Source organism: Hymenobacter daecheongensis DSM 21074, from assembly GCF_900141805.1.
Taxonomy (GTDB): domain Bacteria; phylum Bacteroidota; class Bacteroidia; order Cytophagales; family Hymenobacteraceae; genus Hymenobacter; species Hymenobacter daecheongensis.
This window is the reverse complement of record NZ_FQYN01000004.1, coordinates 1-12354: the sequence shown is the minus strand read 5'-3', so window position 1 is coordinate 12354 and position 12354 is coordinate 1. Positions and strand designations below refer to the sequence as shown.

The window sequence follows — 12354 nt, the reverse complement described above, 5'->3', positions numbered from 1 at the left end:
GCCGCTTGCACTAACGTAGTCTGTCAAAATGATGGTCCTTAGAGAGTGATTTATGAGAATGTTTGCTTTTTCGAAAGTACTATAATTTGGTATTATTTCCTCGCACTCTGCTAGAGTAGAGTGCGAGGAAATACTACTTCCCAACCCGCCTAACCGCCAACTCATCCGCACACACCGCTAGCAACTCCGCCACGGTCTTACCCAATCCTGGGTGCATTACGTCGGCGGCAATTTCGGCCAGTGGCACCAGCGCAAACCGCCGCTCGGGCAGGCGCGGGTGGGGCACTTGCAGCTGCGGCGAATCAATGATTAAATCGTCGTAGAGCAGGATGTCTACGTCGAGGGTGCGGGCGTCCCAGCGGATGCGGCGGGTGCGGCCGGCCTGCTGCTCGGTGGCGAGGCAGGCGGCCAGGAGCTGCTCGGGGCTAAGGGCGGTTTGGAGTTGCACGGCCTGGTTGAGGTAGGCGGGCTGGTCGGGGAGGCCCCAGGCGGCGGTTTCGTAGCGGGCCGAAACGGCCTGGATGGGGCCGGCGGTAGCGGCCAGGGTTTGGATGGCGGCGTGCAGGATGGCAGCCCGGTCGCCGAGGTTGGAGCCGAGCAGGAGGTAAGCGGTTTTCAATTAAAAATTGAGAATTAAAAATGAAAAATCAGGATGGGCAGAGCGTGTCATGCTGAGCTTGTCGAAGCATCTCTACCGCTTCGTTGGACCCCTCCCCAACCCCTCCCCAAAAGGGAGGGGCTCAGATTGCTTTGGCAACATCAGCACGCGAGATGCTTCGACTTCACTCAGCATGACAATACCGTTGCACGCGTCAGCACGCGAGATTCCTCGGCTGCGCTCGGAATGACGTTCTAGTGAGCCCAGCGCTACGTCGAAAACACCCGCCGCAAAAACTCCACCGTGGCTTCGGCTGCCTGCTCCGACTCGGCGGGTAACTCTTCGGATTGCCAGGGGTGGGCACCGCCGAAATTGTGGGTGACGCCGGGCAGAATGAGCAGCTCGGCGTCGGGCTTGTGCTTTTTCAGCTCGTGGGCGCGGGCCAGGGGCACGGTTTCGTCCTGGTCGCCGTGGGCGATGAGTAGGGGCTGGCGCAGCTTGCGGCGCACGTTGTGCGGAATATCGAGGCGCAGGCGGTTGCGGTGGTAGTCTTCCACAATCTGGAAATAGAGCGGCAGCTGCTGGCCGGTGCGCGTATTTTCGACGTGAAACACGCCCTGCTGCTGCCAGTGCTGCATTAGCGCCTCGGGCCAGCCGGGGTTCACGTTACCAATGGCGGCCCACGTCACCACGGCCTTCACGCGCTTGTCTTCGGCGGCCTTGAGCAGCGCCAGGCCCCCGCCGCGGCTGTGCCCGATGAGGGCCAAGCAGTCGAGGCTCAGCTCGGCGGCGGGCAGCTCGGGGCGGCCCCGAAACAGCGCGTCGAGCAGGGCCCCGATGTCGTCCAGCTCCAGGCTGAAGTTGTTTTGGCCGAAGGCTTCCAGATCTTCCAAATCGCCGGTGCCGCCCACCACGAGGCCATTGTGCGACAGGTTCAGCTTTACGAACACGAAGCCCTGGCGGGCAAACCAGTCAGCCATGACGTTGAAATGACCCCAGTCTTTGAAGCCCTTAAAGCCGTGAATAAACACCAGCACGGGCTTGGGCCGACCGTTGGGCACGTAGCGGGCATCGATGGCGAAGGGCCGGTTGTGGTGTGGGGCAGTTAGCAGAAACTCAACCTTGGTAAGCGGGGCGGAGGCAGACATCGGCAGCAGGATGAGAAGGTGAAACGACCGAAGGTAAAAGTACATTGCAAAAACCGGCGGGGCGGCCTGCTGGTTAGGAAACGGCCGGACAGGCGCGTATCATTGCAGCGCTTTGAGCTGCCCGGCGCGGCCCCGAGGCCACTTTGAGTCGCGCAAGCCCCCGCATGAAAAGTACCCTGGATGTAATACAGGCCCCGATAGCGGCCGAAATGGAGGAATTTGAGCGCAAGTTCCGCGCCTCCATGCAAACCAAGGTGCTGCTGCTCGATAAGATAATGGGCTACATCGTGAAGCGCAAGGGCAAGCAGATTCGGCCCATGTTTGTGTTCTTCACGGCCAAAATCAGCGGCGGCGACCCGCTGCCGGAAGCTACGTTTCGCGGCGCGGCCCTCATCGAGTTGCTGCACACGGCCACGCTGGTGCACGACGATGTGGTGGACGAAAGCAACTACCGGCGCGGCTTTTTTTCCATCAATGCGCTCTGGAAAAACAAGATTGCCGTGCTCGTGGGCGACTATCTGCTCAGCAAGGGCCTGCTGCTGAGCCTGGAGCACGACGACTACGACCTGCTCAAGATAGTGAGCAACGCCGTGCGCGAGCTGAGCGAAGGCGAGCTGCTGCAGATCGAAAAAGCCCGCCGCCTCGACATCACCGAGGACGTGTATTTCGACATTATCCGCCAGAAAACGGCCTCCCTTATTGCCTCCTGCTGCGCCGTGGGCGCGGCCTCGGCCGGGGCCGACAAAGAAACCATTGAACGGGCGCGGCTTTTTGGCGAGAAGGTGGGCATGGCCTTCCAGATCAAAGACGACCTATTCGACTTCGGCACCGACGAAATCGGCAAGCCCGTGGGCATCGATATCAAGGAGAAAAAAATGACGCTGCCGCTGATTTATGCCCTGCAGCAGGCCGACTGGCTCACCAAGCGCCGCATCATCTACAACGTGAAAAACAACGACGGCCGCAAGGACCGCGTGCAAGCCGTGATTGAGTTCGTGAAGCAGTCCGGCGGGCTGGATTATGCCATCCGGACCATGAAAAACTACCGCGACGAGGCCCTCACGCTGCTACGCACGTTCCCGGAGTCGCCCTCGCGCCAGTCATTGGAGCAGCTGATTAACTACACGATAGAGCGGGAGAAGTAAGCTGGGGAGGCAGAGCGTTACGCCAAGTTCAGAAGCGGATATTCTGGTGGCGGGGCTTGTTGAAAAGGAGGGACGTGAGCAAAGGCACCAGGAAAACGGCCACGGTGATGCCCGTGAGGCCGACTTCGGCGGCATGGCTGCTCAGGAAGTGGCTGAACGGGTGATTTGGCAAGTAGTGCTCAAACAGCGAGAGCAGCAGCTTCAGCCCCAGAATGCCGATGACGATGAAGGCGGCCACTTCCAGGAACGGGTAGCGGGCCATGAGCAGCACGAAGCCCTGCGCCACCAGGCGCATGGCCAGAATACCGATAAACACGCCCACGCAGATCAGAATCATGTTGTCGGTGAAGGCGACGACGGCAAACACGTTGTCGATGGAGAAGGCCAGGTCCATCAGCTCGATGAGGGCCACGGTGGCCCAGAACTGCCCGAACAAACCCAGCGTGTGGCGGTAAATCCAGCTTTTTTCCTTGTTGATGTCGTCGGGCTCCGGGGCTTTGTGGGCTTTGAAATGGCTGTAAACCAGATACAGCAGATACAGGCCGCCCAGGGGCTTCAAAAACCAGAACTCGATGAGGAACGAGGCAAACAGGATGCAGAGGCCGCGAAACACGTAGGCCCCGATGATGCCGTAGCGCAGGGCTTTCTGGCGCTGCTCGCGGGGCAGGTCGCCCACCATGGTGGCCAGCACGGCCGCATTGTCCACGGAAAGCAGGCTTTCGATAATGATAAGGTTGCCCACGATGGCCAGCGAGGCGGCCGGGTTGTCGATGATCTGCTGAAGCGCTGGGTACATAGGGTGGGCCGGGAAACGAGGCTGCTGGCGAGCAGAAAAAAATGGGGTCAGTATGTGCTACCGACCCCAAAGATTACGAAGCAGTTCCGGACAATCTAATTTTCCTGTCCGGCAATCTGATACGCCACGCTGCCCTGCTTCACCTCCGATACCTTGAACGTAACGCCATCAAAGGTGCTGTCCACGGTGATTTCGTGGGTCATGTCGCAGCCGGGGCATTTCACTTCTTCGGTTTCGTACTGCTTGGTATGGTCCAGCGAGTCGGCCATCGGGTCGGGGGCCGGCACGCCGATCAGGTCCGTAAATACCTCGGTCTGGCACTTGTTGCACTCAAACTTCAGGCCGACGGTGCGGCCCTGCAACTCATCGAGGGGTGCGGGGGAGCTGGGTTGCTGCTGAATCCACATAGGAAAGAGGGGTTTTGGGGGTTGGAAGATGGCGGAACGAAAGGCGGCTGAGGCCGGAGCCCCAACCGCTTTACGAGGTGGTTTTGAAAAAAGATGAGCCCGGCCGTCGGGCAGGTTGGTGCGGTGGGCGTTACTTTTGAAGGCCGCCCCTCGCTACGCGCTTTTCCTATGGCTGATTCTTTTTCCAATCCCACTCCGGCCCGTCTGCCACAGGTGCCGCGCTGGCAGTCGGTGCTGCGCTCCTTTGCCCTGGCCAAAGACCCGCTGCCGGTGCTGGCCGCTACCTTGGCCCGCTTCGGCCCCACAGTACAGCTCTACATTGGTGGCGTGCAGAAATCCATCCTGACCCAAGACCCCGGCCTGATGCAGCACATTCTGCAAAAAAACCACCGCAACTACGCCAAGTCGAAGTTCACCCAAGGCTTTGCCCGCTACGTGGGCCACGGCCTGCTCACCAACGACGGCCCCGACTGGCTGCGGCAGCGCCGCCTCATTCAGCCCGGCTTCCACCGCCAACGCGTGGCCGGCCTCACGGGGCTGATGCAGGAAATAATAGCCGACACGCTGGCCCCGCTGACCACCCATGCCGCTAAAAATGGGGGCGAGGTGACCATTCAGACGCATGAGCTGATGACGCAGCTCACGTTCCACATCATTGCCCGCTCGGTGTTCAGCACCAATTTTGCCGCCGCCGAGCTGGACCGCGTGGCCGCGCTGATTACCGAGATTCAGTCGTTCTACGTACGCACCATTCGCCAGCCCTACCTCACGCCGTGGTTCCGGCTGCGGGGCCGCTTCCGCTACCACGACCAGCTCACAGCCGAGTTGCGCACGCTGCTGGGCGGCTACATCGCGCAGCGCCGCCAAGCCAACGCCGCCCCCAACGCCCCCGCCCCGCCCGACGACCTGCTCCAGATGCTGCTCGACGTGCGCTACGAGGACACCGGCCAGCCCATGACCACCGCCCAGGTGCTCGATGAAGCTCTAATCCTGCTCATCGCCGGCCACGAAACCAGCGCCAACGCCCTGACCTGGCTTTTGTATCTGCTGGCCCAAAACCCCGAGGAAGCCGCCGCCATCCGCGCCGAAACCGCCGCCGTGCGGGCCAGCCGCGCCCCAGGGCAGGCCGCTGCGCCGTTTGCTTTCGAGGAGCTGCCGCGCCTGCCCCGCGCCCTGTATGCCGTGCAGGAAGCCATGCGCCTCTACCCGCCCGCCTGGATGGTGGACCGCGTTTCCCTCGCCGATGACGAGTACCAGGGCCTGAAAATCCCGGCCGGCACGCTGTTTTCGCTCTATATCTACGGCCTGCATCACGCCCCCGCCTACTGGGAAGCGCCCACCGAGTTTCGGCCGCTACGCTTCGCGCCGGGCCAGGGGCCGCTGGTGCCGGCCGCCTATTTGCCTTTCGGCGGCGGCCCGCGCCTGTGCATCGGCATGCAGTTCGCCCTCACCGAAATGCAGCTCGTGACGCTGGAGCTGCTGCGGCAGTTCGACGTGGCGCTAGTGTCCGGCCAGCCGCCCGTGCCCACGCAGCCGCTCATTACATTGCGCCCAAAGGGGGATTTTGCGGTGATGCTGCGGCTCCGGGGGTGAGGCCCGCTACTCTTTCAGCAGCATATCCACCGTCTTGTTGAAGTCGGCTATTTCTTCCTGATAATACTTGCCGGTGCCGGGGCCCGAGAAGCCCGTGTGAATCTTGCGGACCTCGCCTTTTTTATCCAGGAAGATGGTGGTGGGGAAGGCCAGCACCTTCGCCAGCTGGGGCAATGATTTGGCGGCGGCATCCTTGTCGGCAATGCCGGCCACGGCCAGGTCGTAGCCAATATCCATGCGCTGCTTCATTTTGAGCAGCTTCTGCGCGGCTACTTTCTGGTCGGCGGTGCGCTCGTAGCCCAGGCCGATGATTTCTACGCCCCGGCTCTTGTTCTTTTCGTACCACGGGGCCAGAAAATTGGTCTCGTCCATGCAGTTGGGGCACCACGAGCCCAGAATCTGCAGTACTACTACTTTGCCTTTGTACTTGGGGTCGGTGGGGGAGATGCTGCCGCCCTCGTAGATACTCGGAAATTTAAAATCGAGCCGTTTCTGGCCGGGTTTCATGCCGGTGAGAGAATTAGCGTCGGGCAGCTTGGCGTTGGGGTCGGGGGTGGCAATCCAGGTTTCGTGGCCTTTCTTGCCGGAGTAGAAGTCGCCGAACAAGGTATTGGGGGCGTATTCCTTGGTAATATCGATAGGCTCTTTCGGGCCGTTGTGGGCCGTGAAGAGGAAGCCGTGGCTGCCATCGAACGTGCTGACTTTCAGCTCGGCGCCATCCACTTGGCCGGCCAGGTAGCGGTAGTCGCCGGTGGTGGTCAGAAACGTGCCGGTTACGTCGTTGCCGGTCTGCTTGAAGATGCCAACGGCCGGATAGGTTTCGCCATCGTCGCCCCGGAAAGTTACTTTCCAGGTGCCATCGAAGGAAACCGGCTTCTGGTTCGCAGTCACCTTAAACAGCTTCTGCTCGCCCCGCGTGGCCGCAAACGGCACCCGGTACGGCTCCTTGCCGTCGTATTTCACCCAGGCACCTTTAACTTTATCGGCCCCATCGGCCCGCACCACCAGCGCGGCATCGAACACGCCCAGCCGGATGGTGGTAGAGTCGCCGGCCGTGGTGATTTCGTCGAGTTTCAGGCGCTCCTCGCCGTTGCGCAACGTCACCGTGGGCTTACCATCGGCGTCGGCTACGTCGAACAAAAACGGGATTTCCTGGCCCTGGGCCGATAACACGCCGCGCCAGGGGCCCGCCGTCAGCACCATGTCAGCAGCGGCGGCGGCGGGGTTGCCGGTGGCGGCGGTTTCGGCTTTTTTATCAGACTGACAAGCGCCAACGGCCAGCGAAAGGCTAAGGCCAGCCAGCAGGGGGCGCACGGAAAGAGCGTGTTTCATACGGAAAGGAAAATGTAATTCGGGGCTAAACTACCACCACCGGCGCTTAGTTTAATCTGCAGGGGCCCGCAAGATAATTTTGGGTCGGGCAACGACTGCCGCCTATATTTGCGTACCTGCTCGCAAGAGCTTTCCTACTTCACTTTTTCCCTCCTGACTATGGCGTTTGACTTAGAAATGATTCAGGCCGTGTACGCCGGTATGGGCCAGCGGATTGAAGCTGCCCGCACCGCCGTTGGCCGCCCGCTCACGCTGACCGAGAAAATCCTGTACGCCCACCTCTACGGTGGCAACGTGACTCAGTCCTTCGAGCGGGGCGTTTCCTACGTCGATTTTGCCCCCGACCGGGTGGCCATGCAGGATGCCACCGCTCAGATGGCCCTGCTCCAGTTTATGCAGGCCGGCAAAACCCAGGCGGCCGTGCCCAGCACCGTGCACTGCGACCACCTCATTCAGGCCCGCGATGGTGCCACCGAAGACTTGGCCGTGGCCAACGACGAAAACCGCGAGGTATACGACTTCCTGGCCTCGGTTTCCAATAAATACGGCATCGGCTTCTGGAAGCCCGGCGCGGGTATCATTCACCAGGTGGTGCTCGAAAACTACGCCTTCCCCGGCGGCATGATGATCGGTACCGACTCGCACACGCCCAACGCCGGCGGCCTGGGCATGATTGCCATCGGCGTCGGTGGCGCCGATGCCGTGGACGTGATGGCCGGCATGGCCTGGGAGCTGAAATTCCCGAAAGTGATTGGCGTGAAGCTCACCGGCAAGCTCTCGGGCTGGACTTCGGCCAAAGACGTGATTCTGAAAGTGGCCGGTATCCTGACCGTGAAAGGCGGCACCGGCGCTATTGTAGAGTACTTCGGCGAAGGGGCCAACAGCCTCTCGGCCACCGGCAAAGGCACCATCTGCAACATGGGCGCGGAAATCGGGGCAACCACCTCGGTGTTCAGCTACGATGAGAAAATGGGCGATTACCTGCGCGGGACCAACCGCGCCGACATTGCCACCGCCGCCGCCGCCGTAGCCCAGCACCTGCGCGCCGACGATGAGGTATACGCCAACCCCGCCAACTTCTACGATCAGCTGATCGAAATCAACCTCTCCGAGCTGGAGCCCTACGTGAACGGCCCGTTTACGCCGGACGCGGCCTGGCCGATTTCGCAGTTTGCCGCCGCCGTAAAAGAGCACGGCTGGCCCGAGAAGCTGGAAGTAGGCCTGATCGGCTCCTGCACCAACTCGTCGTACGAGGACATCACCCGCGCCGCCTCCATCGCCGACCAGGCCGTGAAGAAAGGCCTGACCGTGAATGCTGAATTCACCGTGACGCCCGGCTCGGAGCTGGTGCGCTACACCGTGGAGCGCGACGGCCTGCTCGACACCTTCGCCCAGATGGGCGGCGTAGTGCTGGCCAACGCCTGCGGCCCCTGCATCGGCCAGTGGGCCCGCCACACCGACGACCCCAAGCGCAAGAACTCCATCATCACCTCGTTCAACCGCAACTTCGCCAAGCGCAACGACGGCAACCCGAACACCCACGCCTTCGTGGCCTCGCCCGAAATCGTGACGGCCTTCGCCATTGCCGGCAACCTGTCGTTCAACCCCCTCACTGATACGCTGACCGACAAAAACGGCCAGCAGGTGAAATTTGATGAGCCCCAGGGCGTGGAGATGCCGCCCCGCGGCTTTGCCGTGGAAGATGCCGGCTACCAAGCCCCGGCCGAAGACAGCAGCGCCGTGCAGGTGCTGGTGGCCGAAACCTCGGACCGCCTGCAGCTGCTGGACCCCTTCAAGCCGTGGGAAGGCACCGACCTGACGGGCTTGCGCCTGCTCATCAAGGCCCAGGGCAAATGCACCACCGACCACATTTCGATGGCCGGCCCGTGGCTGAAATACCGCGGCCACCTGGATAATATATCCAACAACATGCTCATCGGGGCCACCAATGCTTTTAATGGTGAGGCCAACTCGGTGAAGGATGGCATGACCCAGGGCACGCCCTACAGCACTGTGCCGCAGGTAGCCCGCAACTACAAGGCTCAGGGCATCGGCTCGGTGGTGGTAGGCGATGAGAACTACGGCGAGGGCTCGTCGCGGGAGCACGCTGCCATGGAGCCGCGCCACCTCGGCGTGCGCGCCATCATCGTGAAGAGCTTCGCCCGCATCCACGAAACCAACCTCAAGAAGCAGGGGATGCTCGGCCTCACGTTCGCCAACAAAAACGACTACGACCTGATCGAGGAGGACGACATCATCGACATCATCGGCCTGACCACGTTTGCCCCCGGCGTCCCGTTGCAGGCCCGCCTGCGCCACGCCGACGGCGACACGGACCTCATCACGCTCAACCACACCTACAACGAAGGTCAGATTGAGTGGTTTAAGGCCGGCTCGGCCCTGAATCTGATCCGGCTGAAGGAAGCTGGGCAGATGGTGTAGGTGCTGATTTGAACTTTAGCCTAAATAAAAACGGCCGCTCCAGTTTCTGGGGCGGCCGTTTTACTTAGGCTGAATACTTGCGAATTACTTACGGCGCAATTACTACGCGCTGTTGCACGGGGCCTTGGGTTGTGGTGGTACGGAGCACGTAAATGCCCGCCGTCACAGCATCAGTTGGGAAAGTGGCTTCCACCTGGCGGGCTGGCAGCGTCCAGCGGCGCACGATGCGGCCCTGCAGGTCGAGCAGTTCCACGGGCCGGGCCAGGGGCTGAGCGGCCGTGGCCGGCAGGCGAAGGGTGATTTGCTGATGCGCCGGGTTGGGAAATACGGCCAGTTCCGACACGGCGTGGGGCAGCCCGGTGGCCAGCAGCGTATTGGTGAAGCGGACCATGCTCATGCGCGGCTGCCCGTTAATGTAAACGAATTTACCCCACAACAGAAGATTTCCACTGTTGGGAAGCTGTGACAAACGTGGCCACGGCTCTGAGCTAATAAATTGGTGAGCAACAGAAATGTCACGTATCACAAAGGATGGGTCAGGGCTGCCATCGGCATTGAGCCGTCCCATATTGTAAAAGAAAGGGCGGGAACCCGACTCACCAATGATGAAGCGCCCATCCGTTTGCACCATATGTACGTTCGGGTTAGTGAGTGCAAATCCGGTATCTACGCTGCCATTCGGATTGAGGCGGACTATGCCGTTTGCAGAGTGTCCATTGAAGCTTATGAAGCTACCCTGAATAATAAGTTGCCCGTTGGACTGCATGAATACCGTGTAAAGATCCTGGGGAGAAGGGCCGCTGCCAATGGAGAAGGAGCCATCCACAGAACCATCGGTATTGAGGCGGACAAGGTAGGTCTGAATAAGGGTAGGGGAAGTGGAATACGTGTAATGGTGTTGGACGACAAGCTTGCCATTGGGCTGTGCCAGGCATCCATCAAGCGAATTGTCGTTGGGCACAACCGTAGATGCTACCGAAAAGGTGGGGTCTACACCTCCCGTGGGCAGTAGCCGGACCAAGTTCAGGTGGTTGGCAGTCTGCGCTACGCCATTGATGGAGATGAAATATCCACCTAATACAAAACGCCCGCTGCCGACGGGCAGGAACTCGTTTAGATACATACTGCTAGTAGCAATATATTCCGTGGAATAGCCCAGTGTAACGGGCGTGAAACTGCTGTCGTCGGCACCGGTGGGTAGCAGGCGGCTGAATACGTTGGTGGCCGTGCCGCTGGGGTGCCAGAGCACATAAATGCTGCCATCCGGCTGGGGGTGGTATGTCCCCGTCCTGGCCGTCGCAATGCGGGTATCGTAGTTGCCATCCGCGTGAAGGCGATGCACCCCGGCAGAGGTAGGGACTGCCTGGCCGTTGAACTCGGTGAAGCTCCCCTGAACCAGGAAGTTGCCCGAGGTCAGAGCCGTTACATTTTCCAGAATCCCCTGAAACTCCAGCTTTGGTGCGAAGGCCGGATCGAGGACACCGGCACTGCTAAGGCGAGCCAACCCGGTGCGGGGCGTAGTGACGAAGCTTTTGAACAGCCCACCGGCCAGCAACTGCCCATTCGGTAAATCAACCAGATTGTACACGATGTTATCGGCACCAGCGCCCGTCCCGAAACCGGCATTCAGACTGCCGGTGGCCGAAACGTGCGCAATCCGGCCGCGCGCAACCCCGTTGTACTGGGTGAAGGCTCCCATCACCAACAGGCTGCCGTCGGGGCGCAGGCGGATGCGCATTACCGCTTCATTTGCCCCCGAACCGGGCTGGAAGGTGTTGTCCAGCGTTCCACTGGGCTGCAGCCGCACCAAACGATTAGCAGTTTGCCCATTCAGCTGAGTGAAGTAGCCACCAACCAGAAGCCTGCCATCGGGCTGCTGCACTATCGTCCGAACGGTGTTATTGGCCCCCGTCCCAATGGCGAAAGTGGCATCGGTGCTGCCATCCGCGTTTAACCGAATGAGGTTGCTGGCCGGGGCCCCGTTGCTGAAGCCAAACGTACCCCCTACTACTATCTTGCCATCTGCTTGCAGGCAGATTGTCTCCACGATGCCGGCACCGGTAGAAGTCGAGTTTGCATAGATGTTGCCAGCAAAGCTGGGGTCGTAGCCACCATTGGGATTGAGACGCACGATACTGCTACGGGTGAAACCACTCTGGTCATGGAACTCTCCGCCGACCAGGATCTTACCGTCGGGCTGTAGGGCGAGGGCGCGGATGCGGGCAAGGATAGCTAGTGGGGGCGTCTGGAAAGTAGGATCCAGGCCACCACCTGCATTCAGGCGCGTCAGAGTGTTGATATAGGTCCCGTTGAAGCTATAGAGCGTGTTCTCGCCCCCGACTATGATTTTGCTGTCCGGCTGAACGGCTATGGCCGTGATGATACCGTCTGGTCCTGTGCCGTTGGCCGACGAAAAAGCTGCGTCGCGGGTGCCGTCGGCATTGAGGCGCATCAGCTTGCGGCACAGCATGCCGTCGACGAAGTCAAAATCGCCACCTACCAGGATTTTGCCATCAGGCTGGGATTCCAGTGCTCGCACTAGGAAGTTATTAGCGGCAGCGTTTTTCAGCACCGTAGGCGCAAAGTTGGGGTCCGGCGTTTGGCCGAGGACGGGAGACGTAAAAGTGATACAGCCAAAAAGGATGCAGGTAAGCCAAGCGTAAAAACGATGCATAGAGTGTTGTTAAAAAAGAAACTGCAATAAGAAAAAGCTCTTATACGCCGCAAGTTACCATACAAATGCGTGTTTGTTGCGGGCCACAAGACTGGCGTTATTTATTCAAATTATGCTTCGTAAACTAGAGCGTGAGGACAATTACCTTTCGGTAAACTACAAGGAGAAGATGCATCGTCATGAAATCACGGACCGGCAATGGGGGTTGGTCGCGCCGCT

General features: G+C 60.4%; 9 protein-coding genes. 3 read left to right on the top strand and 6 right to left on the bottom strand.

Features of this window, described 5'->3' with window-relative positions; translation table 11 throughout:
• Positions 1 to 133: 133 nt before the first annotated feature.
• Both folK and BUB62_RS08230 read right to left on the bottom strand, forming a co-directional pair.
• A complete protein-coding gene (gene folK, locus BUB62_RS08235) occupies positions 134 to 619 on the bottom strand; it encodes a 2-amino-4-hydroxy-6-hydroxymethyldihydropteridine diphosphokinase (RefSeq protein WP_073108627.1) in 486 nt (161 codons plus the stop codon).
• A 248-nt stretch (positions 620 to 867) separates the two neighbouring features.
• Positions 868 to 1746 carry an alpha/beta hydrolase family protein gene (locus BUB62_RS08230; RefSeq protein ID WP_073109655.1) on the bottom strand — a complete coding sequence of 293 codons (879 nt, stop codon included), beginning with the start codon at positions 1744 to 1746 and terminating at the stop codon, positions 868 to 870.
• 164 nt (positions 1747 to 1910) lie between these two features.
• On the opposite strand from BUB62_RS08230, the gene BUB62_RS08225 reads away from it, so the two are divergent.
• Complete coding sequence (locus tag BUB62_RS08225) at positions 1911 to 2891, top strand: polyprenyl synthetase family protein (RefSeq protein WP_073108624.1); 981 nt, start codon at positions 1911 to 1913, stop codon at positions 2889 to 2891.
• A 28-nt stretch (positions 2892 to 2919) separates the two neighbouring features.
• Here the strand turns inward: BUB62_RS08225 and BUB62_RS08220 are convergent, their stop codons facing one another.
• Complete coding sequence (locus tag BUB62_RS08220) at positions 2920 to 3687, bottom strand: TerC family protein (RefSeq protein ID WP_073108621.1); 768 nt, start codon at positions 3685 to 3687, stop codon at positions 2920 to 2922.
• A 95-nt stretch (positions 3688 to 3782) separates the two neighbouring features.
• Positions 3783 to 4094 carry a hypothetical protein gene (locus tag BUB62_RS08215; protein WP_073108619.1) on the bottom strand — a complete coding sequence of 104 codons (312 nt, stop codon included), beginning with the start codon at positions 4092 to 4094 and terminating at the stop codon, positions 3783 to 3785.
• A gap of 168 nt (positions 4095 to 4262) precedes the next feature.
• Between BUB62_RS08215 and BUB62_RS08210 the strand changes: the two genes are divergently transcribed.
• Positions 4263 to 5687, top strand: a complete 1425-nt coding sequence (locus tag BUB62_RS08210) for a cytochrome P450 (protein WP_073108616.1) — start codon at positions 4263 to 4265, stop codon at positions 5685 to 5687.
• Between the two features lie 6 nt (positions 5688 to 5693).
• On the opposite strand, the gene BUB62_RS08205 is transcribed toward BUB62_RS08210, so the two are convergent.
• A complete protein-coding gene (locus BUB62_RS08205) occupies positions 5694 to 7019 on the bottom strand; it encodes a TlpA disulfide reductase family protein (RefSeq protein ID WP_073108613.1) in 1326 nt (441 codons plus the stop codon).
• A gap of 159 nt (positions 7020 to 7178) precedes the next feature.
• On the opposite strand from BUB62_RS08205, the gene BUB62_RS08200 reads away from it, so the two are divergent.
• Positions 7179 to 9461: an aconitate hydratase gene (locus BUB62_RS08200; protein WP_073108611.1), complete on the top strand. Its 2283-nt coding sequence runs from the start codon at positions 7179 to 7181 to the stop codon at positions 9459 to 9461.
• 88 nt (positions 9462 to 9549) lie between these two features.
• Here BUB62_RS08200 and BUB62_RS08195 read toward each other — a convergent pair whose 3' ends face one another.
• On the bottom strand, positions 9550 to 12135 hold the full coding sequence (locus BUB62_RS08195) for a T9SS type A sorting domain-containing protein (RefSeq protein WP_073108608.1): 2586 nt from the start codon (positions 12133 to 12135) through the stop codon (positions 9550 to 9552).
• Between the last annotated feature and the right edge of the window lie 219 nt (positions 12136 to 12354).

Coding starts and splice junctions, on each gene's coding strand:
- BUB62_RS08220 (WP_073108621.1), bottom strand. CDS start 3,687: ATGTACCCAGCGCTTCAGCAGATCATCGACAACCCGGCCGCCTCGCTG.
- BUB62_RS08195 (WP_073108608.1), bottom strand. CDS start 12,135: ATGCATCGTTTTTACGCTTGGCTTACCTGCATCCTTTTTGGCTGTATC.
- BUB62_RS08205 (WP_073108613.1), bottom strand. CDS start 7,019: ATGAAACACGCTCTTTCCGTGCGCCCCCTGCTGGCTGGCCTTAGCCTT.
- BUB62_RS08210 (WP_073108616.1), top strand. CDS start 4,263: ATGGCTGATTCTTTTTCCAATCCCACTCCGGCCCGTCTGCCACAGGTG.
- BUB62_RS08230 (WP_073109655.1), bottom strand. CDS start 1,746: ATGTCTGCCTCCGCCCCGCTTACCAAGGTTGAGTTTCTGCTAACTGCC.
- BUB62_RS08225 (WP_073108624.1), top strand. CDS start 1,911: ATGAAAAGTACCCTGGATGTAATACAGGCCCCGATAGCGGCCGAAATG.
- BUB62_RS08200 (WP_073108611.1), top strand. CDS start 7,179: ATGGCGTTTGACTTAGAAATGATTCAGGCCGTGTACGCCGGTATGGGC.
- BUB62_RS08215 (WP_073108619.1), bottom strand. CDS start 4,094: ATGTGGATTCAGCAGCAACCCAGCTCCCCCGCACCCCTCGATGAGTTG.